The organism is Micromonospora sp. ANENR4 (assembly GCF_015354395.1).
GTDB lineage: Bacteria > Actinomycetota > Actinomycetes > Mycobacteriales > Micromonosporaceae > Micromonospora > Micromonospora aurantiaca.
Map to the genome: position 1 here is coordinate 127,541 of NZ_JADKYQ010000004.1, position 22,806 is coordinate 150,346.

Here is a 22,806-nt window from a genome sequence, read left to right on the forward strand (position 1 = left end):
GCGCTCCTCGGGTGACGACGCTCACCGATCGACGGATGTGAGTGCGGGCACGCTATACCGGCACCCGCCGTTCTGTCGATACCCTTCAATGATCGTTTCCGTCGTGAAAACTTTCGCCACCGCCATCTGTCGCCATTCGTCGATGCGTGGTAGAAATCCTGCCCAAGTCTCGCCGTCGAGCGAGGAATCCTTCACAGGAGGGGCGCCGATGAGAGCGATCGCCACGGCCCTGACACTTCTCGCCGTGCTCGCGGCCACGGCCCCGGCCGCGCCTGCCGCCGCGGCCGGGACGCCGGCCGCCGTCGCCGCGGTCGGCCCGCAGCCCGGCACCTTCACCGGCAAGGGCTTCGACACGTGCACCGCGCCGTCGCAGGCCGCGATGGACGCCTGGCTGAGCGCGTCGCCGTACCGCGCGGTCGGCGTCTACATCAGCGGCGCCAGCCGCACCTGCGCCCAGCCGAACCTGACCGCGACCTGGGTCGCCGACCAGACCCGCAAGGGCTGGCGGCTCATCCCGATCGAACTGGGCTACCAGGCACCGTGCGGCACCCGTACGCCGAAGATGTCCGCCGACCCGGCCACCGCCCGCGGGCAGGGGAGGACCGCGGCGGACAGCGCGGCCGCCGCCGCCGCGGCGCTCGGCATCGGCGCGGGCAGCACGCTCTACAACGACGTCGAGCAGTACCCGTCGAACGCGAGCTGCCGGGCCGCCGTGCTCTCCTTCCTCTCCGGCTGGGTCGAGCGGCTGCACACGCGCGGCTACCTCGCCGGCATGTACTCCAGCGGCTCGTCCGGCATCACCGACGTCTGCGCCGCCTACGACGACACCCGGTACCTGCGCCTGGACCAGATCTGGATCGCCTGGTGGAACGGCGTCGCGGACACCGACGGGGGCACGTACTGCGCCGACGACCGCTACGCCGACCAGCAGCGCCTGCACCAGTACGCCGGGGACGTCACCGAGACGTGGGGCGGCGTGACCATGAAGATCGACCGCAACTACCTCGACCTCCGGGCCGGCACGGCGACGCCCGCGCCGTGGAGCGTGACAGTGGACAACGCCACGTCGGGCGGGTTCAGCGCGGGCGCGGCGTGGGGCACGTCGGCGTACTCCGGGCAGCGGTACGGCGCCGACTACCGCTTCGCCACGCCGGTGGCGTCCAGCGACGTGGCCTGGTTCCGGGCGAGCCTGCCCGCGACCGGCTCCTACGAGGTGTCGGTGTGGTACCCGGCCGACCCCGGCTACAACGACCGCACCCCGTACCTGGTCGCCACCACGACCGGCAACCGGTCGGTGGCGGTCGACCAGCGCACCGGTGGCGGACGCTGGGTCTCGCTCGGCGTGTTCACGCTCGCCGCCGGGACCGGGGACAAGGTCGGGGTGAGCCGCTGGAGCGCCGGCGCCGGCTACGTGGTCGCCGACGCGGTCCGCATCACCCGGGTGTGAGGCCGCCGAACCGTGAGCCGGCTCCGCCTCGGCGGGGCCGGCTCACGGCGTGCTGTCAGCTCAGGTGCGCCAGCAGGGCGGTGGCCATGCCCTGCTCACCGCGGGCGTTCGGGTGGAACGGCGCGGCGGAGTTCTGCGGCACCAGTCCCTCCACCCAGCGGGTGCCGCTGCTCTTGCACGCGTCCCGCCCGATCGACGGCGTGTAGACGTCGGCGTAGCTCGCCCCGCCCGCCGCCGCGGTGTCGGCGAGCATCGTGTTCAGTGCCTTCTGGACCCCGCGCAGGTACGGCACGTCCTGGTAGGCGATCGGCACCACCGGCCAGCAACCGTACCCGCTGTCGGGCAGGATCGCCGGGTAGCCGAGCACCACCACGCGCGCGTTCGGCGCGGCCTGGCGGACCGCCCGCAGCACGGCCGTCACCTTCGGCGCGGTGGCGGCGATCCGGGCCCGCAACTGGTCCGTGCCGCCCGCGGTGAACCGGTCCTTGCAGGGCGACCCGAGCGGGCTGCTCACGCTCGCCTCGGCGCAGTCGCCGATGATGCCGGAGAAGCCGATGTCGTTGCCACCGATCTGGACGGTCACCAGCGCGGTGGCCGAGGTGACGGCGTTCACCTGCGGCGGCAGCGCGATGCCCAGCGCACCGTCCCCGCCGTACAGGATGTCCTCGGTGGTGGCGCCGGAGCAGCTCACGTCGGCGAACGACGACGAACCGGCGGACGTCGCGACCAGGGACGGGTAGTTGCGGTTGGAGCGCAGGCAGTTCAGGTCGACCTGGGTGGGCACGAGCGGGGCGGAGGTGTAGGAGTCGCCGAGCGCGACGTAACGCCCGGCGGGTGCGGCGGCGACGGCGGGTGCGGCGACGGTGAGCAGCACGCCGGCGGTGGCCGCGGCGACCGCGGCGAGTCTGGTGGCGGTCCGCATCAGCGGCAGGCGGGGACGGATCATGGGGCCCTCCCGGAGGGGTCCTGGTGGTGGTGCTGGGATTCTGTCCGCGCCTGTGACATGCGTCAATATAGACGATCCTCACTAAGTGGCGGTCCAGGATGTGGTCCGCCGCCGCCCCGCCGGCGTCGGCCGGTGTCGCGTACGTCACACTTTTCGGCGTCGTGGATGCCGGGTACAGGTCGATCGCCGATCGGTCGATCCGTTGCGTCACAACGGTCCCCGGCCCGTCACGCCTGATGGGCGGGCGGATGCCGGATCCGGGCGCGCACGCACCGGAGTGACCCCGGCACGGCTGGTGAAGAACGTATCGAATGTCGGCGATCGTGAATTTGCAGGCGTCATTACGCTGCGGGGTGGTTGATCGCCGGAACCACGGACGACAGGTGGAAGAACCTCAGATGAGTGACAATCACCCTCCCTACGGAGGCTATCCGGACCCGAACGCCGGAGCGTGGGGCAACCAGCCCGACCCGAACGCCCCGTACGGCGCGCAGCCGGCCTCCGGCGCACCCTACGGCTCGCAGCCGGCATCGGGTGCGCCCTACGGTGCGCAGCCCGCGTCGGGCGCCCCCTACGGCGCCCAGCCGGGGTCGGGTGCCCCGTACGGCGCGCAGCCGGGGTCGGGCGCTCCGTACGGCGCGCAGCCCGCGGCGCCGTACCCGGGTCAGCCGGGCTACCCCGGGTCGGCGCCGTACGCGCCCACCCCGCCCCCGAGCGGCGGCAAGAGCAAGGGCCTCATCGTCGGCCTCGCGGCCGGCGCGGTCACGCTGACGCTGCTGTGCTGCGGCGGCGGCCTCGCCTACGTCGCCTTCAACGGTGACGAGGAGGACCCGAAGCCGGTTGCCTCGGGCAGCGCCACCCCCGGGCCGGACAACAGTCCGTCCGCGACCCCCAGTGCGGGCGGGCCGGAGTCGACCGGGCCGGACGGGCCCACAAACAACGACTCGATCACCGCGCGGTACGCCAGCGAGATGTCGGCGGTCTGCGACGGGGGAGCGATCCTCAACGCCGCGCCGTACACCGCGCCGGCGGGCTCGAAGGCGTACGTCTTCTCCAACTCCCCGGACCGGCCGTCGTTCTGGTCGCAGAAGACGATCAGCTCGGCCAAGCCGTACTACGCGAAGTCGGCCGACTTCGCCACGGTGTCGGTCATCGGCTGCCTCAAGATGGTCGAGGGCAGCGAGGGCACGCCGAAGAAGTGCCAGTACAAGAACAGCGAGGACAAGGTCGTCACCGTCGACTACATCTCCTCGCGGTACACCCTGACCTTCCACGCCGCCAAGACCGGCGAGAAGGTCGGTGACGGCGGCACGGTGACCGCGCCCGCCGCCCGGTGCCCGAGCTTCATCTCCTACAACAAGGTGACGATGAAGTCGTACGCGTCGCCGGACAGCGGCACCATCGAGGCCGCGCTGGACCGCTTCCTCAAGTAGGTGACACCCGGTCGCGGTGTGCGGGTCGGACCGACCCGCACACCGCGACCGGCGTTCAGGCCGGACGCGGCCGGCCGTGCGCGTCCACGCGCTCGCGGGCGAACAGCCGCAGCAGCTCCGGCAGGTGGAGACGCTCGTCCGGGGCGCCGGGGTCGACCGGCACCAGCAGATTGTGCTGGACCAGATGCTCCACCATCCGGTTGGCCTGCTGCCGGGGCAGGCGCAGGATCTCCACCGCGCTGGCCGGGGTGATGAACGAGTCGGTGCGGGCCAGCGCGTGCAGCGCCCGGCGGGCGTCGACGTCCAGCGCCTGGTAGCTGACCGAGAGGCTGTCGCGTACCGAGATGTCCCCGACGGACAGCTCGGACAGCCGGTTCTCCTCGTCCTCCAGATGCGCGGCGAAGCCGGGCAGGGCGACGTCGGGCTGGGTGACGAGCCGGCTGCCGACGATCCGCAGGGCCAGCGGCAGCCGGTCGCAGGCCGCCGCGATCCGGCCGAACACCTCCGGCTGTTCCCGTACCCGGCGCTCGCCCGCGATCGTGGCGAGTAGTTCCACCGCGTCGGCCCGGTCGAGCGCGCCGAGCGTCAGCCGCCAGCCGACGTCCAGGTCCAGCAGGCGCTGCCGGCTGTTGATCAGCACCAGGCTGCGACCCGCCCCGGGCAGCAGCGGACGCACCTGCTGCGCGCAGTCGACGTCGTCGATGATGAGCAGCAGCCGCCGGCCGGCGAGCGCGCACCGCAGCACGGCCGAGCGCTCCCGGATGTCCTCGGACACGTCGGTCAGCGGCACGCCCAGCTCGACCAGCAGCTCCCGGATCAGCTCCCCGCTGCCGCGCGGCGGCTCGTCGCCGCTGTCGAAGCTGACGAAGAGCTGACCGTCGGGGAAGAGGTCGGCCAGGTCGTACCCGCTGCTCACCGAGAACGACGACTTGCCGACGCCCGGCGCGCCGGAGACGAGCACGACCCCGGCGTGCTCGTCGGCGCCGGCCGGGTCGGCGATCCCCTCGGCGATGGCGCGCAACTGGCCCGCCGTGGTGTCCCGGCCGACCAGGGACGGCGGTTTCATCGGCAGGGCCTGCGGGCTCGGCGGCGGGTCGGGCGGCGACGCGGGCCCGGCGCCGAGGGCCGCCGGCCAGCCGGCCGGTGGACGGACCTCGGCGGACTCCGCGTCCAGTGCGGTCTGGAGGGCGCCCTGGAGGGTGGGACCGGGGTCGACGCCGAGTTCGTCGACGATGCCGCGCCGGGCCTGCTGGTACACGGCCAGCGCCTCGGCCACGCGCCCCTCCAAGGTCAGCGCGGTCACCAGTTGCGCCTGCCGGCGTTCGTCGAGCGGCTCCTCGGCCACCATCCGGCGCAGCGGCGGGATGACCCGGGCCGGCTGACCCAGCCGCAGGCGCAGGTCGATCAGCTCGGTCGTCATCTCCCGGTGCTGTTCCCGCAGCGCCGTGACGGTCGCGCCGAGGTCGGTGCCGAGATCCGCCAGGTCCTCCAGCGGATGCCCGCCCCACAGCTCGACCGCCCGGTCGAACAGGTCGGCGGCGGCCTCGGGGCGGTCCCCCCGCGCGGCCCGGCGGGCCTCGTCGGCGAGACGCCGGAACCGCAGCAGATCCAGCTCGTCCTCGTCGACCCGCAGGTGGTAGCCGGTGCCGTCGTGGACCAGCCGGTCGGCCGAGTCGCCACCGCGGTCCAGCGTCTGCCGGAGCCGGTGCACGTACGTGCGCAGGTTGCGGACCGCCGACGCGGGCGGCGCGTCCGGCCAGAGGCCGTCGACCAGCCGGGATGTGGGGACAGTACGTCCCGGGCTCAGCAGCAGCACGGCGAGCAGCAGGCGGGGTTTGGTGCCGGTGAGCGTGACCGGCCGGTCGTCCACATGAACGGTCAACGGGCCGAGGACACTGAACCGCATCGATGCATTCCCCCGCTCCGCAGTACCGTCCACAGTGTGGTGTACCGATGGATTTCCCACCTTCGGCTGGGGAATGCCTCGCTCCCAGATGGTGCAAGTAATCACCGTTCGGTGTGTACTTCGTGACCCGGTGTCAGCTGTGCCGTCGCCCGCCGCGCCGCGTCGAGCACCGCCACCGCGTCCGCCACCCCGGCACCCGCCGACCGGCCCTCCCGGACCAGCCCGGCGAAGTCCTCCGCCTGACGGGCCAGGGCCGCGTACATGGTGGCGTCCCCGTCGGCCGGGTCGAGGAAGGTCAGCCGCTCATGGTCGCGGGTGCCGAAGACCTCCACCGCCGCCATGTCGCCGCCCCGGTGGTGCCGGCCGAGCGACACCAGCGCGGTGCCGCCGCCGGACAGGCCGAGCAACGCCTGCGCGCTGTCCACGTCCCGGCCGCGTACCGCCGGGTCGGTGACCGGCCCGGCCGGCTGCACCGCGAGCCGGTCGATCTCCTGCCCGGTCAGCCACCGGATCTGGTCGAACTCGTGCACGCCCATGTCCACGAAGATCCCGCCGCTGCCGGTCCGGAACGCCGCCGCCGGTGGTTCGCCGTCCCACTGCGCCGCGGCCACGAACAGCACCTCGCCGAGCTCGCCGCCGGCGATCCGCTCCCGCAGCCGTCGTAGCTGCGGGACGAACCGGCGCCAGTAGGCGACCTGGAACGGGATCCCGGCCGCGGCGGCCACCCGGCCCGTCTCCGCCGCCTCGGCCGGGCCGAGCCCGGCCGGCTTCTCGCACAGCACCGGCAGTCCCGCCTTGGCGGCGGCCGCGATCAGCGCGCCGTGCCGCCCGGTGGGCGCCGTCACCAGGAGACCGTCCGGCACGGCGTCCGCGAGCAGGTCCTCCACGCTCGGATACGCCGGCAGCCCGGCGGCGGTGACCGCCTCCCGTGCCGCCGGAACCGGATCGACCACGTACCGGATCCGGACGGCCGGGTGGTCGGCCAGGGCCCGCAGGTGGTGGTGGCCCATCCGGCCCGCCCCCACCAGTGCCAGCCGGAACTCATCGCTGCCGGTCATCGTCGGTGCCCCTCTCCTCGTCGCTGTCGGTGCTGTCGTCGCTGTCGATGCCGTCGCGGCCGTCCGTGCCGTCGTCGCCCAGCCAGCCGGCCAGCGCGGCCACCACGGCCGGCGCGCCGGTGGCGAAGACCTCGAACCCGTCGTGGCCCCACCGCCGGCTCACGCCGCCGGCGGCCTCGACCAGCGCGGCGCCGGCCGCGATGTCCCACGGCGCCGGGTCGAAGCTGACGAACGCGTCCAGCTCGCCGCGGGCCACCGCCGCCAGGTCACAGACCGTGGATCCGGTGTTGCGCAGGTCGGCGACGCGGGGCGCGACGCCCACGAGCGCCTGGTACGCCCGCCGTCGCGGCCCCGGCGCGTTCGGCACCGCGAACGCGACCAGGGCGTGCCCCGGCTCGGCCTCGCGGTTCACCGCGACCGGTGCGTCGCCGTCGAGCACGCCGTCGTCGTCGAGTACCAGGCAGGCGCCGGTGGCCGGTTGCAGCACGGTGGCCGCGACCACCCGGCCGTCGCCCACGTCGCAGCCGGTCGCCACCGCGATGCTGACCGCGTAGCGGCTCGCCCCGTGGCTGAAGTTCAGCGTGCCGTCGAGCGGGTCGACGATCCAGCGCAGGCCGGAGCAGCCGTCGCTGGCCCCGGACTCCTCGGCCAGCACGGCGTCCTGCGGCCGGTCGCGGGCGAGCAGGCCGAGGATGGCCCGTTCGCTGGCGTGGTCGGCGCTGGTCACCGGATCCTGGGCCGCGCCGCCCTTGTGCTCTGTCTGCAGGCCCCGGCCGCGCGCCTCGCGGATCGCGTCCGCCCCGGCCCGCGCCGCGCGCAGGCTCAGGTGGCGCAGGTCGCCGGGAGCGGCACCGATGCTCATCGCGCCACCTGCGCTTCCCGCGGCGCGGCGACCCGCGCGTAGTCGCCGTCCACGAACAGCAGCGGAGGGGTCGGCCGGAGCAGGCCCGCGGAGCGGACCTCGCCCATCAGCACCGCGTGGTCACCGGCCGGATTCGCGGAGACCGCCTCGCAGCCGAAGTACGCCACCCCGTCGGTCAGGCGCGGGCAACCGGTCGCCCGCTCGTCGTCGTACGCCACACCCGCGAAGCCGTCGGCGCCCGCCGGCCGGCCCCGGCTGGCGAACCAGGCCGCCTCCTCGCGCTGGTCGTCGCCGAGCACCGTCACCGCGAACCGGCCGGTACGCCGCACCGCGCCGAGCAGCCGGCAGTCCCGCCGCAGGCAGACCAGCAGCATCCGGGGCGACAGCGACACGGTGGTGAAGGAGTTGACTGTCATCCCCACCGGTCCGTCGGGCCCGACGGCGGTCGCCACCGCCACTCCGGTGGCGAAGCGCCCGGCCACCGAGCGGAACGCCCGTTCCTGGTCCTGTCCGTTCCCTGTGCCGGTCATCACCGTGCTCCTCTCGTCGCGCCGCCGACCAGGTCGGCGGCCCGCCGTCGGTCGGTCTTGCCGTTGGCGTTCATGGGCAGCGCGGCCACGTGGTGGATCCGCGCCGGCACCATGTAGGCGGGCAGACGCTCCGCGCACCTGCGGGTCAGCTCGCCGGTGATCCCGGCGGCGCCGGTGTAGACCGCGCGCAGGGAGACGTCGTCGCCCGCGCCGAACGCCAGCACCACCGCGTCCTGCACCCCCGGGTGGCCGCGCAGGACCATCTCGATCTCGCCCAGCTCGATCCGGTAGCCGCGCAGCTTCACCTGGTCGTCCAGGCGGCCGTGGTGCACGAACGTGCCGTGCTCGCGCCGGACCCGGTCACCGGTGCGGTAGTACCGGCGGCCGGCGTACGTGACGAACCGGCCGTCGTCGTCGGCCGGGTCGAGGTAGCCGTCGAACCGCTGCGGCCCGTGCACGCACAGCTCGCCGTCGTCCACGCCGACGGCGCCGTCCTCGGCGCGCAGGATCGCGTCCAGCCCGGGGTGGGCGTCGCCGATCGGCACGGTGCCGTTGGAGGTGGCCGGCCAGGCCGCCGGATCCGCCGGCAGCCGGTGACCGGTGCAGGTCACGGTCAGCTCGGTGGGACCGTAGAGGTTCTCCACCACGCTGCCCGGCGCCGCCGCCGCCCACGCCCGCGCCTGCTCCAGCGTCAGCGCCTCGCCGGCGAAGAGGCTGTGCCGCAGACCGGGCATGGCGCCGGGGGAGAGCATCCGCATCCGGCGGGCCAGCGAGACCACCGAGGGCACCGAGAACCAGTGCGTGATCCGCCGTTCGTTGACGAACCGCACCGGCGTCAGCACCTCGTCCGGCTGCGGCACCACGAGCGTGGCACCACCGCCCCAGGCGACGAACATGTCGAACACGGACGGGTCGAAGGTCAGGTCGAAGGTCTGCGACAGCCGGTCACCAGGGCCGACGGGGTAGCGGTCCCGGCAGTACGCGAGGAACGCGTCCACGTTGCGGTGCCGGACCGGCACGCCCTTGGGCCGCCCGGTCGAGCCGGAGGTGAACAGCAGGTACGCCACGTCGTCCGGCGCCACCGGGGCGGCCGGCGGCGGGACGGCGGGCGCGCCGTCGAGGCGTACCGTCACGGCGTCGCCCGCGACCTGCGCCGCGGTCGCGGCGCCGGCGTCGTCGACCACGAGCGCGTCCACGCCCGCGTCCCGGCACTGCCGGGCGGTGCGGGCCGGTGGGAAGGCCGGGTTGAGCGGCACCACCGCCGCTCCGGCGCGCAGCGCGGCCAGATATCCGGCGTACGCGGGCAGGCTGCGGGCGGCCAGCAGGCCGACCGCGCGCGGGCGGTGGCCCACCTCGGCGTGGATCCGCCCGGCGAGGCCGTCGGCGAGGTCGCGCAGCCGGCGGTAGGTCACCGGCTCCCCGCCGACCTCCAGCGCGACCGCTTCGGGCACGCGTGCCACGGTCCGCTCGAACCAGGAGTAGAGACTCACGGCGTTGCTCCCTTCACTGTGCTGTCGTCGATCGGTCTTCCGGCGCACCGGCGCGGGACGTCGTGCTCAGGTCACCGTGCCCACGAGTTCGTCGGCGTGGTCGGCGATGCCGGCGAGCATCGCGCCGGTGGCGCCACCGGCGATGCCGAACATGGCCGCCTCGGTACGCAGCTGCGCCTCCCCGCCGTCGCGGAACGCGTCCGCGCCGCGCAGGCGCACCGCCTCGGCGGCGACCCGGTCCACGGTCTCGGCGGCGCTGACCTTGAGCAGCATCCCGGTGACCGCGGACGGGACGGCGGCCGGCGCGTCCAGCAGCGGCGCGCACAGCGCGTCGAGCTGGTGCGTGGCGACCAGGCACCGGGCGTACCGCTCGCGGACCGCCGGGCGGTCCCACAGCGTGCCCGCCCCGGCCGGCCGCCGCCGCAGCCAGTCGTGCAGGCCCGCCAGCATCCGGTGGCACATCGCCCGGGCCCACAGCGCCCCGGCGACCCGTTCGACGCCGACCTGCCGGGCGAACCCGGCCAGCGCCCGGCCGGGGCGGCCCAGCACGGCGTCCGGGCCCAGCGCCACGCCGGCGAAGCGCAGGTGGCCCACGCCGGACCCGGCGAACGCCCGCCCGGCGGACTCGGCCGTCACGCCCGGCGCGGCGGCGGGCACCAGCACCCAGCAGAAGCTGGTGAAGTGCCGCGCCTCGCGGTGCCGGGCCAGCACCAGCGCCGCGTCGCAGCTCGTCGCGTTGGTGATCCAGTCCTTGCCGCCGTCCAGGACGGCGCCGTCGTCGCCGGGCTTCACCCGGGTCGTGGCGTCGAGCAGGTCCGAGCCCGACCCGGCGGCGTCGGTGACGGCCAGCGCCACCACCGTCTCGCCGCGCAGCATGCCGCGCCGCGCGGTCTCCGCCGGGCCGGTCGCGCCGGCCAGCAGCGGCAGTACGGTGGCGACCTGCACGCAGACCGACAGCGTCACGCCGAGCGGGCACCGGGCGTCCAGTTCGGTGAGCAGCGCCGACAGCCGCCGGGGGTCCGGCTGGACGCCGTCCGGATAGAGCGCCTCGACGATCCCGGCGGCGCCCAGCGCGCGCCACACCGCGCCGGGGTCGGTGGGATCCGCACCGGACAGGGCGGCCCGCACCGCGGCGGCGTCGTCCCCGGCCGGCGTCGGCTCAGGCAAGACGCACCCCCGGGTCGCGCAGCGACAACGCCCCGTTGGCCAGGCGCAGCCGGTCGTTGGCGTAGTTCAGCGAGGCCGAGCGCAGATCCCGGAAGGCGCGCTCCAACGTCAGCGGCGAGTCGGTCAGGTAGCCGTGGCGCAGGCCGGTCAGCTCGACCAGCTCGTCGGCGGCGGCGAAGGACTCCTCGGCCGCCCGGATCTTCAGCGTGTTGAGCAGAAGCTGCACCGGCGCCGCCGACATGTCCGGTGCGTCGGTGACCACTGCGACGGTGTGCCGCAGCAGCGCGTGCGCCGCGTCCAGCCGGGTGCGGATGCCGGCCAGCCGCAGCAGCACCAGCTCGGAGGAGGGGGCGAACTGCCGCCGTCCCGCCTCGCTGCGGGCGTGCCGCAGCACCCGGGCGTACGCACCGGCGGCCGCCCCGATCCAGGCCGCCGACCAGCCGACGTGGGCCAGCGGCGCGAAGACCCGGGTGGCGATCTCCCGGAACCCGCCGTGCTCGCCGATGACCTGCCACTGCGGCACCGCGCCGCGCAGCCGCATCGGCACGCTGTGCGTGGCCCGCATGCCCAGCGGGCGCCACCCGCCGGTCACCTCGGTCTCCACCTGGTCCCGGTCGGCGTAGACCAGGTCCACCTGGGCGGCCGAGCCGGCCCCCGGCGCGCGGGTCGTGATGAGGAAGGCGTCCGCGTACGGACCGCCGGTCACGATCGGTGCCTGCCTGTCGATCCGCAGCATCTCGCCGTCGTGCTCCAGCGCCGACTCGGCGGTCAGCAGGTGACCGCCCTTGCCGGCCTCGGTGGTGACCGAGCCGAGATACCGCTCGCCCCGGGCCACCGTCGGCAGCACCTCGGCGCGCAGCTTCTCGCCGCCGTACGCGGTGATCGCGGCGACCTGCTGGCAGTGCATGGCGAAGACCATCGCCACCGACATGTCCACCCGGCCCAGCGTCAGCGTGACGTCGACCAGGTCCGTCAGCGTGCCGCCGGCACCGCCCTCGGCGGCCGGGACCAGCAGCCCCAGCAGCCCCGTACGGCGCATGGCGGTCAGCGCCTCGGTCGGGAAGGCGGCGTCCTCGTCGGACTGGCGGGCGTGCTCCGCAGCGACCTCGGCGACGGTCTCGGCGGCCGGGGCGTACCCGGCGGTCGCGGTCATCGGGAACCACCGCCGACCGGGGCGCGCAGTTCCTCGACCACGCCCCACAGCCCGCCGGCCGTGGCGAAGGTCGAGTCGACCAGCTTGTCGTCGGGCACGGCGACTCCGAACGTGTCCTCGATGGCGAACAGCAGCTCGATCTCGCGCATGGAGTCCAGGCCGAGGTCGCGCAGGCGCGACTCCTCGGTGATCTCGTCCGCGCCGGCGAACTTGAGGAACGGGCGGAGCAACTCGGTGAATTCGGCGTTCATTGACGTCACCTTTCTTCTCGGGTTTCGGCAGTGGCGCCCGGCGCGTCGACCGGGTGCCGCGTCAGGGTCAGCCGGGACGTCTCGACGACGCGGTCGCCGTCGCAGACGACCTCGACCGGCGCCGGGTGGCCGAGGAAGGCCAGCAGGCTCGCCGAGAGCCCGTACGCCCCGACGTTCGGCACGGCCAGCACGTCGCCCGGCCGCACGTCGGGCAGGTTCGCGGCGCGGGCCCAGGTGTCCAGCGGCGTGCACAGCGGCCCGGCGACGATCGCGGCCTCCAGCGGCGCGCCGTCGCGGCCGTCGGCGGCGTGCAGGGCGGGTACGAGCGGCGGCAGCCGGCGCAGGCCGGACATCCCGCCGAGGTGGTTGATGCCGGACTCCAGCACCACCACCGGCGTACCCTGCGACCGCTTGACGTCCAGCACGCGCGTCAGCAGCGTGCCGGCGGTCGCGGTGAGGAACCGTCCGGACTCGAAGGCGACCGTCGGCGCCCCGTCGCGCCAGCCGGGGAAGAGCTCGTCCAGGGCCGCGGCGACCCGTTCGGCGAGGCCGGTCAGGTCCGCGTTGCGGCCGGGCCGGGCGAACGGCGCGCCGAAGCCGCCGCCGAGGTCGAGCAGGGTCAGGTCGATGCCGAGCAGGTCCCGCAGCCGCCGGGCGGTACGCGCCGCCGCGGTGAACTGGGCCACCAGCGCGTCCACCGAGTCGACGTTGCTGCCGGTGTAGAGGTGGAATCCGCGTACCGGGGCCGACGGGCGGGAGCGGAACCGTTGCGGCTCCTGTTCGATCCAGTCGGCGTCGGCGCCGAACTGGGACGCGACGCCGGTCATGGTGAGCCCCTGACCCGGGTTGGGCACCCGGTCGTTGACCCGCAGCAGGCACCGCACTTCGACGCCGTGCGCGGTGGCGATCCGGTCGGCCTGGTCCAGGCCCTCGGGCGAGTCGACGGAGAACCAGCGGACACCGGCGCGCACCGCCTCGGCCACCTCGGCGTCGCGCTTGCCGGGTCCGGTGTAGAGCATGCGCTCGCCCGGCACACCGGCCCGTAGCGCCGCGGCCAGCTCGCCCGGCGAGCAGATCTCCGCGTCGCAGCCGGCGGTGTGCAGCGCCGCGACCAGCGCCGGGTGCGGGTTGGCCTTGAGCGAGTAGAACAGCCGGCTGGGCGCGGGCAGCGCGGCGACCAGGGTGGCGTGGCTGGCGCGTACCCGGGCCAGGTCGTAGCGGTACGCCGGGGTGTCGAAGGGCAGGTCAGCCATCGTGCTCACCCGCCAGCCGGGCCAGCGCCCGCCGGTCCACCTTGCCGTTGCCGGTCAGTGGCAGGTTGGGCAGCACGACGCAGCGCGCCGGCACCTTCATCTCCTCCAGCTGTTCCCGCAGCCGGCGCAGCACGTCGGCGGGGGTCAGCGCGGCCACCACGAACAGCGTCGCGCCGTCGCGGCCGTCGGCCGGCGGCAGCACCCCGGCCGCGTCCACGCCGTCGACCCGGTACGCGGCGGCCTCCACCTCGGTGGCGCTGACCCGGGTGCCCTTCTCCTTGTAGACGTCGTCGCGGCGGCCGGCGAAGTGGACGTACCCGTCGGCGTCCACGTGACCGTGGTCGCCGGTGTGCAACTGCGGGAACAGCCCGTGGGCGCGGCGGAAGCGTTGCGCTGTCAGTTCGGGTCGCCGCCAGTAGCCGGCCATCACGTGCGGGCCGCGTACCACAAGCTCGCCGCGGACGCCCGGTGGCTGACGCCGCCCCTCGGCGTCCACAGTGAAGATCTCGGTGCCGGGCAGCGCGCGCCCGCAGGCGCCGGGCCGGCGCAGGTCGGCGTCGGGCGGCATGATCGCCGCGCGTTTGCACTCGGTGAGGCCGAACATCAGCTGGACGGCCAGGCCGGGCAGCAGCCGGCGCAGGCCGGCCAGCACCTCCGGCGGCATGGCGGCGCCGGTGTTGGTGAGCAGGCGCAGCGGCGGGCGCGGCGCGCCGGCCCGGCCGAGCAGCCGCAGCAGGTTGATCGCGAGCGACGGTACGCAGGGCAGCACCGTGGCGCCGGACTCGACGAGGGTCGCCAGCAGGCGGCCTCCGGTGTCCCCGGGATCACCGAGGCGCAGCCGGGCGCCGGCCACGGTGCTCAGGAAGATCTGGTAGAGGCCGTAGTCGAACGACGGCGGCAGCAGGACGTGCACCACGTCGTCGGGCCGGTAGCGCAGCTCCGACTGGATCGCCCGGACCGCGAACGTGACCTGGGCGTGCGTGGACACCACGGCCTTCGGCATGCCGGTGCTGCCGGAGGTGTAGATCAGGCAGACCGGGTCGACCGCGAGCGGGGCCGGGCCGGTGGGCGCGTCGCCGATCGCCGCGGCGGACGCGGCGTGCCGCGCCTCGGCCGCCCTGTGGACCGGGACGCCGCGGGCGCGGGACAGGCCGGTCAGGACCGGGTCGTCGGTGAGGACCAGGCCCGGTTCGGCGTCGTCGAGCACGTGGGCGAGGGCGACTTCGGGGGCCGGCGTCCGGAGGACGACGAAGACCGCGCCGGCCCGGGCGACCGCGTACAGCAGCGCCGGCAGGGTCGCGTCGGCGGGCAGCGCCACCAGCACCCGGTCGCCGCGCCGGACGCCCTGCCCGCGCAGCCAGCCGGCCAGGCGCAGGCTGTCGGCCCGGACCTGACGGTACGTGAACTCGACGGTCCCGTCCCCGGCGGCGGGCGCGTCGGGCCGCGTGTCGGCGGTGCGGTCCAGCAGGTCGTGCAGCAGTTCGGTACTCATCGGGCACCTCCGGTGGCGGCGCCGAACATGGCGCACAGGGAGCCGACGTCGCGCAGGTCGGCCGCGGACAGCGCGGTGGCCGGCACCTCGACGCCGAGCCGGCGTTCGACCCGGTCGATGACGTCGACCAGCCGGAACGAGTCGAAGCCGGGCAGTTCCCGGAGCACGTCGGTGGTGCGCAGGGCCGAGCCGTCCAGGTCCAGGGTGTCGCCGAGCGCGCCGAGCACCGCCGCCCGTACCCCGTCGTCACCGGCCCTCTCCGGCGCGGGCGGCGCGGCGTCGTCGCCGGTCGCGCCGGCCGGTCCGGCGATCGACTCCAGCGCGGCCAGGTGCTCGGCGATCAGCTCGCCGAGCGCGTCCGCCAGTTCCGGCGCGGCCGGCCGGCCCGCCTGAGCCCGCCGCAGCGCCACGTAGCTGCGCGTGGCGAGCTGCTGCCAGCGCGCGGCCTGCCCGGCCAGCGCGGAGGCGGCGTCGGGCGCGACCGCGGCGAGCCAGCGTTCGTGCAGGTCGCGGGCGCGGGCCAGCAGCCAGACGTCGAGGACGAAGCGGTGCAGCCCGGCCACCGTGTCCAGGGCGGCGGCGGTGCGGGTCAGGTAGCCGTCGATCTCCGGGCGGGCCCGGCCGGCCCGGGCGGCGTTGCCGGCGAGCATGGCCGGTACGTCGAGCTCCGGGGCCGGGTGCGCCGTCACCGCCAGGGTGTGCGCGCCGCCGGCCAACGCCGTGTCGAACACGGCGTCGGGCAGCCGCCACACGCCGGGGCGCGCGGGACCCCAGGCGGTGTCGTTGTGGTACGCGTCGACCACTGTGACCTCGTCCGGCGCGGCGGCCGTGACGAGGAAGCTGTGCCGCATGTGCTCGTGGTCGTGGTAGGGGCACCAGGGCAGGTCGTACGCGTCGGCGGTGACGTAGAGCGGCTGGCCCGGGGCGGACAGCCGGCGCACCTGTGGCCCGTCGAGCTGCATCCACCGGCCCTCCACCCGCAGGCCCAGCAGGTCGACCGCCTCGGCGGCCCGGTCGTCCGAGGTCGCCTCGACGGTGACCAGGCCGTCCTTGTCCCGGGTGTGGAACCCGAACCGGGCGCCGAGGGCGAGGTGGCTGCCGGACCCGTTCGCGTGGTCGGCCAGCAGGGCGAAGCTCGTCTGGAGACAGTCCAGCGCGGTCGCGTGCAGACCGGTCAGGATCGGTGTCCACACCGGATCCGTGCTCGGCCGGTCCGGCGCGTTCGGGACGTGGTGGGACATGGGAACTCCTCGTTACGGATACGTGGGCGGGGCCGCCGGCGCGGTGGGTGCCGCGCCGGCGGCCGGTGCGAAGGTCAGCTGTCGGTGCGGCCGTCCAGCCCGTTGGCCCAGGTGGCGAGCGCCTGCGCCTGCTCGGCGAGCGCGTGCTCGTCGGTGCCGATCGGGTCCTTGAAGAAGAACCCCAGCTCCTCGATCGGGCCGACGTGCCCGGCCCGGTGCGCCGCGGCGGTCAACCGGGCCAGGTCGAGCACCAGCGGGGCGGCCAGCGTGGAGTCCACTCCGCTCCAGGTCAGCTGCATGGACATCCGGACGCCGAGGAAGCCCTCGAACGAGACGTGGTCCCAGGCGGTCTTGTGGTCGCCCAGGTCCGGCACGTTGTCGATGTGCAGCGGGGCGGTGACGTCCTCACCGAGCAGCGCGGGCAGCACGCCCGACTTCGAGCTGAGCTTGCTGCGGGCGTTGCGCGGGTCCTCCAGCGTCGCGCCGTCACCGCCGCCGAGCAGGTTGACCCCGGCCCAGGAGAGCACGTGCAGGGCGCGGGAGGTGAACATCGGCGCCAGGGCGGTACGCAGCAGCGTCTCCCCGGTCTTGCCGTCGGAGCCGGCGAACGGCACGCGCTCCCGCTGCGCCATCATCTCCAGCGCGGGCAGCCGGGCGCCGGTGGACGGGGTGAAGTCGACGAAGCCGCAACCGGCCTGGAACGCCGCGTACGCGACCACCGAGCTGGCCGGCAGCGCCTTGTCGTCCGGGTCGGCCATGGCGCGGGTCAGCGCGTCCAGGTCGTCGTACTCGGGCCGGTGGTCGGCCGGCGGCTCGGTCGAGGAGACGTTGATGACGACGACCCGGGACAGCCCGTGGCGGCTGCGGAACTCCTCGATGTCGCCGGCCAGCCGGTCGACCACCTCGGCCAGCGGCGCGGTCTCGGTACGCGCGTCGTACCCGGTGCGCAGGTTCTGCTCGACCTCGGGCAGGCTGCCGCGCACGGCGGCCAGCACCGGCGCCGGGATGACACCGGAGTCGACGAGCGACTCGGCCTTCTTCTCCAGCGGCGTGTCGACGATGTCGTGCCCGCCGACCACCATGTCGTTCCAGCTCGCCAGCGGCGCGTCGCGCAGCATGCCGGTGTCGGTGACGCAGCCGGTCGAGTCGGCCATGCCGGCGCGCAGCGCCAGCAAGCCGGTGATCGCGGTGGTGGCGACCGAACCGCGGGCGCCGTTGAGCCACACGCCGACGGGTGCGTCCGTGTCGGGGGACGGGGCGTGCGAGGTCTCGCGTTGGGTGACGGTCACGGGAAGACTCCTTCTCTGGGTGCGCCGGGACGGCGCGGTTCAGCGGGTGAGCACCTTGGTGACGGCGGCGGCGATGTCCTCCATGTCCTGTTCGGTGCCGAGGAAGGTGCTGTGGTGTGTCTGGACGGTGTGGGCGGCGAGCCACTCGGTGTTGGGGTACGTGCGCTCCCGGTGGATCGCCGCGAAGCGTTCGGCCAGCGGCGCGAGCAGCGGCTTCGTCCACGGCTGGAGCAGCCGGCTGCGGTGCAGCGGCTCGTCGGTGCAGTAGAACCGCCGGCCCAGTTCGGCGGTGAGCGCGGCGGCCGCGGCGGCGTTGTCCATGCCGGCCGGCAGCTCGTCGAAGACGATCGTGCCCTCGTAGATCGAGATGCGCGTCTGGTCCGGCGCCGGTTGCAGCAGCCGTACCCCGTCGACGCCGGCCAGCAGCTCGCCGAGCAGCCGGTAGTGGTGGTTGCGCACGTCGTGCTGCTCGTCCAGGGTGGTCAGCTGGGCGCAGGCCACCGCGGCGGAGAACTCGTTCAGGCAGAAGTTGGCGCCCTGCACCCCGGCGCTCTCCTCCAGGTCCAGCTCGCCGGCCGGCGTCCGGTCGCCGCGGTAGCGGCGCGAGTCGGCCCGCAGCTCCTCGAGCACCGGCGCGAGCGTGTCGTCGTCGGTGACCACGGCCCCGCCCTCACCGCAGGTGAGCACCTTGCCGTGCTGGAAGCTGAAGCAGCCGAGCCGGCCGAGCGAGCCGGCCTGGCGGTCCTGCCAGGTGGCGCCGTGGGCCTGCGCGCAGTCCTCCACGACGGAGATGCCGCGCGGCCGGGTGACCGCGTCGAGCGCCGGCACGTCGGCCATGTTGGAGGCCCAGTGCACCGCGACCACGGCGCGCGGGTCCACCGACAGGTCGATGTGGTCCGGCCCGACGCAGCCGGTGTCGCGGTCGACGTCGACGAGCACCGGGACCAGGCCGGCGCGCAGCGCGGCGGTCGCGGAGGCGGTCCAGGTCAGCGCCGGTACGAGCACCGTCTCGCCGTAGCCGAGGCCGAGTGACTCCAGGGCCACGACGAGGGCGCTCGATCCGTGGTCGACCGGCACGCAGTGGCGGGTGCCGACGTAGCGGGCGAAGTCGGCGGCGAAGCGCCGCTCGTACAGGCCGGTGCCGCCGACGGACGGGCTGCTGATCGCCCACCGGCCGCCGGTCAGCACCGCGGAGAGGTTGCCGGCGGCGTCCGGCGCGGGGATCGGCCAGCGTGGCCACGGACGGTCGGGCGGGCGGACCGGCCGGCCACCGTCCACGGCGAGCCGCCGGTCGAGAGGAATGGAGGTCGTCATGTCCTCGACCTTGATGCCCATCGATACATCAGCGGTACACACGCGGTAGCCGGCCCGGCCGGCGCCGTGTATCGGCGTTGTATCCGGGTGGTCGAACCTCGGGACATGAGCCGATCCGCATCGCACGTGAGCGAACCGACCGAACCCCGCGCCGTCACGCGCGGCGTCTCCGTCGTCATCCCGGTCAAGGACCGGGTGGCGGAGATGCGCCGTCAGCTGCGCAGCCTGCGTGACGCCGCCCCGAACTGCCCGGAACCGGTGGAGGTGGTGGTCGTCGACGACTCGGCGCCCGGCGCGGCCGCCGCGCACCGCGCCGCCTGCGCCGAGTACGGCGCCCGCTACGTGCGCGGCCCCCGGCACGTCGGCGCCAAACGGAACCTGGGCGTCCGGCACGCCCGGTACGACCTGCTGCTGTTCACCGACTCCGACTGCCGGGTGCCGGCCGACCTGATCACCCGGTACGCGGCCCGGCTGCGCGCCTCCGGCGAGGAGGTCGCCGGCGTCACCGGCCCGGTGATCGTCGAGCCCGGCGACAGCGCGTTCTTCCGCGTGATGCGCCGCTCCTACCTGCTGCTCGGCGACCTGACCCGGCCGCTGCACTACGAGCGCGTGTCCTGGGGCGCCGGGGCGAACATGGCGGTGAAGCGCTCCGTCTTCGAGGCGGTCGGCGGATTCCCGGAGGACTCCCCGATGCCGCTGGGCGGCGAGGACCTGCACCTCGGGCTGCTGCTCACCGACGCCGGCTACGTGCTGCTCACCGACCCGGACGGGGTGATCACCCACGACACCGGCGTCGCCGACACGTTCCGCGCTGTCGCCTACCGGTTCACCACGTACGGGCGCTCCGAGCAGTGGCTCTGCCTCGCCCACCCGCACCGGCGCAGGTTCGTGCTCAACACCGCCAGCACGCTCGCCGTGACCGCGCTGGCCGGGATGCTGACCGCCCGGCGCAGCGGTGGGCGCAGCCTGCTCGCGGTGCCGGCCGTCGCGGCCGCAATGATCGCCGCGAAGACACCCGGCCGGCTCGGCGGCGACCGGGGACCGCGCGCGGTGGCCGAGTCGATGGCCTGCGCGGCGATCGAGACGCTCTTCGACGGGGCCGCGTTCGTCACGTCGCTCCGGCTCGGCCGCCCCGACCTGCTCTTCACCGGCTTCCGCGCGCCGGACGAGGCCGACTACCAGCCGTACGGGGCGGACCACCGGCCGGTCGCGCCGGTGGCCGTGCCGCCGGTGGCGGTCTGACGGAGGGAGTGGTGGTGCCGACGACGTACCCGCTGGCCCCCGGCCAGCAGATGATGTGGGAGTTCATGACCGCGCTCGACCCGGGCCACCCCGGCGCCTCACGGCTCGTGGTGGTGGAGTTCCGCCGGCTGCGGGGCACCCTGCGGGTCGACGTGCTGCGGCAGGCGATGCAGGACGTGGTGGACCGGCACGACGCGCTGCGGATGCGGTTCGACCGCATCGGCGTGCAGCCCGAGGTGCGGATCCTGCCGCACGTCGAGTCGCCGCTGGAGTACGTCGACCTGTCCGGCCTGCCGCCGGCCGAGCAGCAGGCCCGCGTCGAGCGGATCGCGTACGCGCACCGCAACGACGCGTTCGACCCCGGCCGGGCGCCGCTGTGGCGGGCCGCCCTGGTCCGGCTCTCCGAGACCGAGCACGTGCTCGCGCTCTGCTTCTTCCACATGGTCTCCGACGGCTGGTCGTGCCGCGTCGTGGTGGAGGACCTGTGCCACGCGTACTCGGCCCGGCTCGGCGCGGCCGATCCGCAGCCGCCGCTGGGCGTGGATCCCACCGCGCTCGCCGCGCTCCAGGAGGCGGAGCAGGCCGGCAACGGCGTCGACGCCGCCGCCCGGGCCGCGTACTGGCGGGACCGGCTGCGGCCGGTGGAGCCGTACCAGCTCTTCCCGGCGTCGCCGCCGGCGCCGGACGTCGCGCTCAGCGCCGAGGTGGCCACCCGTTTCGCGTTCCCGCCGGAGGTCACCGCGCGGCTGCGTCCGGCCGCCCGGCGGGCCCGCACCAGCCCGTACGTGCTGCTGCTCGCCGCGTACCTGGTGCTGCTGTCGCGGCGGGCCGGCCGGTCCCGGGTGGTGCTGGGCACCACCACGCTGGGCCGGGAGAGCCCGCTGTCCCGGCAGCTCGTCGGTCAGTTCACGAACAACGTCTACCTGCCGGTCGACGTCGCGGCGGACGCGCCGATGAGCGCGGTGGTAGGCGCCGCGCACACCTCGCTGGCCGAGGCCGTCGCGCACGCCACCGCGTTCCACCGGCTGGCCCGGGCGGTCCGCCCCGACTTCGCGGCGATCCGTCCCTGGCCGGACAACCACCTGTTCGACGCCTGGTTCCAGTCCGCCGCGTCGGCGTCGCCGGTGCTGCACTGCCCGGGGCTGCGGGTGGAGCCGGTCGACATCACCGCCCGGCCCGCGCCCGGCACGCCGCCGCCGGTGGTCGCCGCCGACGTGCCGCCCGAGTGCCTGCCCGTCTGGGTCAAGCGGGGTTCGCCGATCGTCGTGGTGGACGACGACCGGGCCGGCGGCGTGGTGATCCGCAACCGGGGCGTCTTCGGCGACGACCTGGTACGCGGCCTGATCGACGACTACGTCGCGGTGGTCTCGGCGCTCGTCACCGACCCGGGAACCACCCCGGAGCGGGTGCGCCTTCCTGACGGTGCGTGCTTCCTCGACCACGCGATCGGGTAGGAGTCCCGACGGACCGATCGGAGAGAGGTACGACGACCATGACGGACACCTCGACGAACCAGCACACGGCGGAGCAGCCCGCGCCGCCGGTGCCACGCTCGGCCGTACGGGCCCGCTGGTCGGTGGCGCTGCTCTTCGTCATCATGGGCCTGGCCATCGGCGGGTGGTCGGCCCGCGTACCGGAGGTGCGGGACGCGGTAGGCGTCGGCAACACCGGCTGGGGCCTGGCGAACATCGCCACGAACGCCGGGGAGCTGGTCTCCCTGGTCGTGGTGGCGGTGCTGATCAGCCGGATCAACACCCGCCGGCTGGCGCTGGCCGGGGCCGCGCTGATCCTGCTCAACGCGCCGCTGCTGGCCGCGTCCACCACAGTGGTGGCGCTGGTCGGCGGTCTGGCGGTCTGGGGCTTCGCGGCGAACCTGCTGGCCACGCCGATGAACGCCCAGTCGGTCGAGGTGCAGAAGCGCTACGGGCGGCCGATCCTGTCCACGTTCCACGCCGGCTTCAGCATCGGCATGCTGGCCGGTGGTCTCTGCGGCACCGGCGCCGCGGCGATCGGAATGTCCCCGTCGGCGCAGATGGCCGTCACCAGCGTCCTGCTGGGCGCGCTGCTGGTCGGCACGCACCGCTGGCTGCCCGATACGCCCCGGCAGGAGACGAAGGACGGCGAGGACCGGCGCCGGCTGCGCGACCGGTTCACCCCGCAGCTGCTGCTGCTCGCGGTGATCGCGTTCCTCGCCTCGTTCATCGAGATGGCCGGCGCACAGTGGAGCGCGCTGTACGCGACCGAGGTGGCGGGCGCCGCCGCGGTGCTCGCCGCGGCCACGTACACCTGCCTGTCGCTCGCCGCGACCGTCGCCCGGCTGGTCGGTGACCGGCTGGCCGGCCGGTTCGGGCGGATCCGCTTCGTGCGGCTGTCCGCGCTCGTCGCCACAGTGGGTGTGGCGCTGCCGGTGGCGTACCCCCATCCGGCCGCGGTGATGGCCGGCTTCGGACTGCTCGGCTTCGGCCTGGCGTGCGTGACCCCGACGGTGCTCGGCTTCGCCGGCGAGCAGCCGGGCCTCACCTCCGGTGAGGGCGTCTCGGTGGTGGCGATGGGCCAGTGGCCGGGTGCGTTGCTCGCGGCGCCGGTGATCGGCCTGCTCGCCGGTGCCCTGAACCTGCGCAGCGCGTTCGTGGTGGTGGCCGTGATGGCGATCGCCGTGGTGGCGTTGATCGGACGGGTCCGGGCGACGGCGCTGCCCGGTGAGAGCCCGGTCCCGCCCCGGCCGTGACGGC

The 22,806-nt window shown here is 74.8% G+C and carries 20 protein-coding genes; 5 read left to right on the forward strand and 15 right to left on the reverse strand.

Features of this window, described 5'->3' with window-relative positions; genetic code table 11:
* Positions 1 to 21 precede the first annotated feature (21 nt).
* The gene (locus tag IRY44_RS08735) at positions 22 to 225 is read right to left on the reverse strand and encodes a hypothetical protein (protein WP_194799932.1); all 204 of its coding nucleotides are present in this window, start codon (positions 223 to 225) and stop codon (positions 22 to 24) included.
* On the opposite strand from IRY44_RS08735, the gene IRY44_RS08740 reads away from it, so the two are divergent.
* Positions 209 to 1,447: a glycoside hydrolase domain-containing protein gene (locus IRY44_RS08740; RefSeq protein WP_194799933.1), complete on the forward strand. Its 1,239-nt coding sequence runs from the start codon at positions 209 to 211 to the stop codon at positions 1,445 to 1,447. The two genes, IRY44_RS08735 and IRY44_RS08740, sit on opposite strands and share 17 nt — an antisense overlap.
* Positions 1,448 to 1,502: 55 nt before the next feature.
* Here IRY44_RS08740 and IRY44_RS08745 read toward each other — a convergent pair whose 3' ends face one another.
* Positions 1,503 to 2,393: an SGNH/GDSL hydrolase family protein gene (locus IRY44_RS08745; protein WP_194799934.1), complete on the reverse strand. Its 891-nt coding sequence runs from the start codon at positions 2,391 to 2,393 to the stop codon at positions 1,503 to 1,505.
* A gap of 398 nt (positions 2,394 to 2,791) precedes the next feature.
* Between IRY44_RS08745 and IRY44_RS08750 the strand changes: the two genes are divergently transcribed.
* Positions 2,792 to 3,826, forward strand: coding sequence for a hypothetical protein (locus tag IRY44_RS08750; protein ID WP_194799935.1), 1,035 nt, complete (start codon positions 2,792 to 2,794; stop codon positions 3,824 to 3,826).
* A gap of 55 nt (positions 3,827 to 3,881) precedes the next feature.
* Here IRY44_RS08750 and IRY44_RS08755 read toward each other — a convergent pair whose 3' ends face one another.
* From IRY44_RS08755 to IRY44_RS08815, 13 genes are all read right to left on the reverse strand, one after another.
* The gene (locus IRY44_RS08755) at positions 3,882 to 5,732 is read right to left on the reverse strand and encodes an AfsR/SARP family transcriptional regulator (protein WP_194799936.1); all 1,851 of its coding nucleotides are present in this window, start codon (positions 5,730 to 5,732) and stop codon (positions 3,882 to 3,884) included.
* Between the two features lie 101 nt (positions 5,733 to 5,833).
* Positions 5,834 to 6,790, reverse strand: a complete 957-nt coding sequence (locus IRY44_RS08760; protein ID WP_194799937.1) for a Gfo/Idh/MocA family protein — start codon at positions 6,788 to 6,790, stop codon at positions 5,834 to 5,836.
* Entirely contained in the window at positions 6,774 to 7,652 is an 879-nt protein-coding gene (locus IRY44_RS08765; protein WP_194799938.1) for an inositol monophosphatase family protein, read from the reverse strand. Before IRY44_RS08765 ends, IRY44_RS08760 begins: the two co-directional genes overlap by 17 nt.
* On the reverse strand, positions 7,649 to 8,182 hold the full coding sequence (locus tag IRY44_RS08770; RefSeq protein WP_194799939.1) for a flavin reductase family protein: 534 nt from the start codon (positions 8,180 to 8,182) through the stop codon (positions 7,649 to 7,651). Before IRY44_RS08770 ends, IRY44_RS08765 begins: the two co-directional genes overlap by 4 nt.
* A complete protein-coding gene (locus IRY44_RS08775) occupies positions 8,182 to 9,672 on the reverse strand; it encodes an amino acid adenylation domain-containing protein (protein WP_194799940.1) in 1,491 nt (496 codons plus the stop codon). Before IRY44_RS08775 ends, IRY44_RS08770 begins: the two co-directional genes overlap by 1 nt.
* A gap of 66 nt (positions 9,673 to 9,738) precedes the next feature.
* Positions 9,739 to 10,839 (reverse strand): acyl-CoA dehydrogenase family protein, encoded by a 1,101-nt coding sequence (locus tag IRY44_RS08780; protein WP_194799941.1) that lies wholly within the window; start codon positions 10,837 to 10,839, stop codon positions 9,739 to 9,741.
* On the reverse strand, positions 10,832 to 11,992 hold the full coding sequence (locus IRY44_RS08785; RefSeq protein WP_194799942.1) for an acyl-CoA dehydrogenase family protein: 1,161 nt from the start codon (positions 11,990 to 11,992) through the stop codon (positions 10,832 to 10,834). Before IRY44_RS08785 ends, IRY44_RS08780 begins: the two co-directional genes overlap by 8 nt.
* Positions 11,989 to 12,243, reverse strand: coding sequence for a phosphopantetheine-binding protein (locus IRY44_RS08790; protein ID WP_135239575.1), 255 nt, complete (start codon positions 12,241 to 12,243; stop codon positions 11,989 to 11,991). The genes IRY44_RS08785 and IRY44_RS08790 overlap by 4 nt, the downstream gene beginning before the upstream one ends.
* 5 nt (positions 12,244 to 12,248) lie before the next feature.
* On the reverse strand, positions 12,249 to 13,496 hold the full coding sequence (locus IRY44_RS08795) for an alanine racemase (protein ID WP_194799943.1): 1,248 nt from the start codon (positions 13,494 to 13,496) through the stop codon (positions 12,249 to 12,251).
* Positions 13,489 to 14,988 carry a class I adenylate-forming enzyme family protein gene (locus tag IRY44_RS08800; protein ID WP_194799944.1) on the reverse strand — a complete coding sequence of 500 codons (1,500 nt, stop codon included), beginning with the start codon at positions 14,986 to 14,988 and terminating at the stop codon, positions 13,489 to 13,491. The genes IRY44_RS08795 and IRY44_RS08800 overlap by 8 nt, the downstream gene beginning before the upstream one ends.
* Positions 14,985 to 16,229, reverse strand: a complete 1,245-nt coding sequence (locus tag IRY44_RS08805) for an acyl carrier protein (protein ID WP_194799945.1) — start codon at positions 16,227 to 16,229, stop codon at positions 14,985 to 14,987. The genes IRY44_RS08800 and IRY44_RS08805 overlap by 4 nt, the downstream gene beginning before the upstream one ends.
* Before the next feature lie 74 nt (positions 16,230 to 16,303).
* The gene (locus tag IRY44_RS08810) at positions 16,304 to 17,518 is read right to left on the reverse strand and encodes an inositol-3-phosphate synthase (RefSeq protein WP_194799946.1); all 1,215 of its coding nucleotides are present in this window, start codon (positions 17,516 to 17,518) and stop codon (positions 16,304 to 16,306) included.
* 39 nt (positions 17,519 to 17,557) lie between these two features.
* On the reverse strand, positions 17,558 to 18,832 hold the full coding sequence (locus IRY44_RS08815; RefSeq protein WP_228531754.1) for a DegT/DnrJ/EryC1/StrS family aminotransferase: 1,275 nt from the start codon (positions 18,830 to 18,832) through the stop codon (positions 17,558 to 17,560).
* Between the two features lie 105 nt (positions 18,833 to 18,937).
* Here IRY44_RS08815 and IRY44_RS08820 point away from each other — a divergent pair, with 105 nt between their 5' ends.
* From IRY44_RS08820 to IRY44_RS08830, 3 genes are read left to right on the forward strand one after another with little or no spacing between them, the layout of a single operon-like run.
* Positions 18,938 to 20,074, forward strand: a complete 1,137-nt coding sequence (locus IRY44_RS08820; RefSeq protein WP_228531755.1) for a glycosyltransferase — start codon at positions 18,938 to 18,940, stop codon at positions 20,072 to 20,074.
* Between the two features lie 14 nt (positions 20,075 to 20,088).
* Positions 20,089 to 21,528 (forward strand): condensation domain-containing protein, encoded by a 1,440-nt coding sequence (locus IRY44_RS08825; protein ID WP_194799948.1) that lies wholly within the window; start codon positions 20,089 to 20,091, stop codon positions 21,526 to 21,528.
* Positions 21,529 to 21,566: 38 nt separating this feature from the next.
* A complete protein-coding gene (locus tag IRY44_RS08830; RefSeq protein WP_194799949.1) occupies positions 21,567 to 22,802 on the forward strand; it encodes an MFS transporter in 1,236 nt (411 codons plus the stop codon).
* Positions 22,803 to 22,806 lie beyond the last annotated feature (4 nt).

Bases quoted from the DNA above. Each gene is read 5' to 3' on its own strand.
- IRY44_RS08740 (WP_194799933.1), top strand. From the start codon at position 209: ATGAGAGCGATCGCCACGGCCCTGACACTTCTCGCCGTGCTCGCGGCC.
- IRY44_RS08745 (WP_194799934.1), bottom strand. From the start codon at position 2,393: ATGATCCGTCCCCGCCTGCCGCTGATGCGGACCGCCACCAGACTCGCC.
- IRY44_RS08750 (WP_194799935.1), top strand. From the start codon at position 2,792: ATGAGTGACAATCACCCTCCCTACGGAGGCTATCCGGACCCGAACGCC.
- IRY44_RS08755 (WP_194799936.1), bottom strand. From the start codon at position 5,732: ATGCGGTTCAGTGTCCTCGGCCCGTTGACCGTTCATGTGGACGACCGG.
- IRY44_RS08760 (WP_194799937.1), bottom strand. From the start codon at position 6,790: ATGACCGGCAGCGATGAGTTCCGGCTGGCACTGGTGGGGGCGGGCCGG.
- IRY44_RS08765 (WP_194799938.1), bottom strand. From the start codon at position 7,652: ATGAGCATCGGTGCCGCTCCCGGCGACCTGCGCCACCTGAGCCTGCGC.
- IRY44_RS08770 (WP_194799939.1), bottom strand. From the start codon at position 8,182: ATGACCGGCACAGGGAACGGACAGGACCAGGAACGGGCGTTCCGCTCG.
- IRY44_RS08785 (WP_194799942.1), bottom strand. From the start codon at position 11,992: ATGACCGCGACCGCCGGGTACGCCCCGGCCGCCGAGACCGTCGCCGAG.
- IRY44_RS08790 (WP_135239575.1), bottom strand. From the start codon at position 12,243: ATGAACGCCGAATTCACCGAGTTGCTCCGCCCGTTCCTCAAGTTCGCC.
- IRY44_RS08795 (WP_194799943.1), bottom strand. From the start codon at position 13,496: ATGGCTGACCTGCCCTTCGACACCCCGGCGTACCGCTACGACCTGGCC.
- IRY44_RS08800 (WP_194799944.1), bottom strand. From the start codon at position 14,988: ATGAGTACCGAACTGCTGCACGACCTGCTGGACCGCACCGCCGACACG.
- IRY44_RS08805 (WP_194799945.1), bottom strand. From the start codon at position 16,229: ATGTCCCACCACGTCCCGAACGCGCCGGACCGGCCGAGCACGGATCCG.
- IRY44_RS08815 (WP_228531754.1), bottom strand. From the start codon at position 18,832: ATGACGACCTCCATTCCTCTCGACCGGCGGCTCGCCGTGGACGGTGGC.
- IRY44_RS08820 (WP_228531755.1), top strand. From the start codon at position 18,938: ATGAGCCGATCCGCATCGCACGTGAGCGAACCGACCGAACCCCGCGCC.
- IRY44_RS08830 (WP_194799949.1), top strand. From the start codon at position 21,567: ATGACGGACACCTCGACGAACCAGCACACGGCGGAGCAGCCCGCGCCG.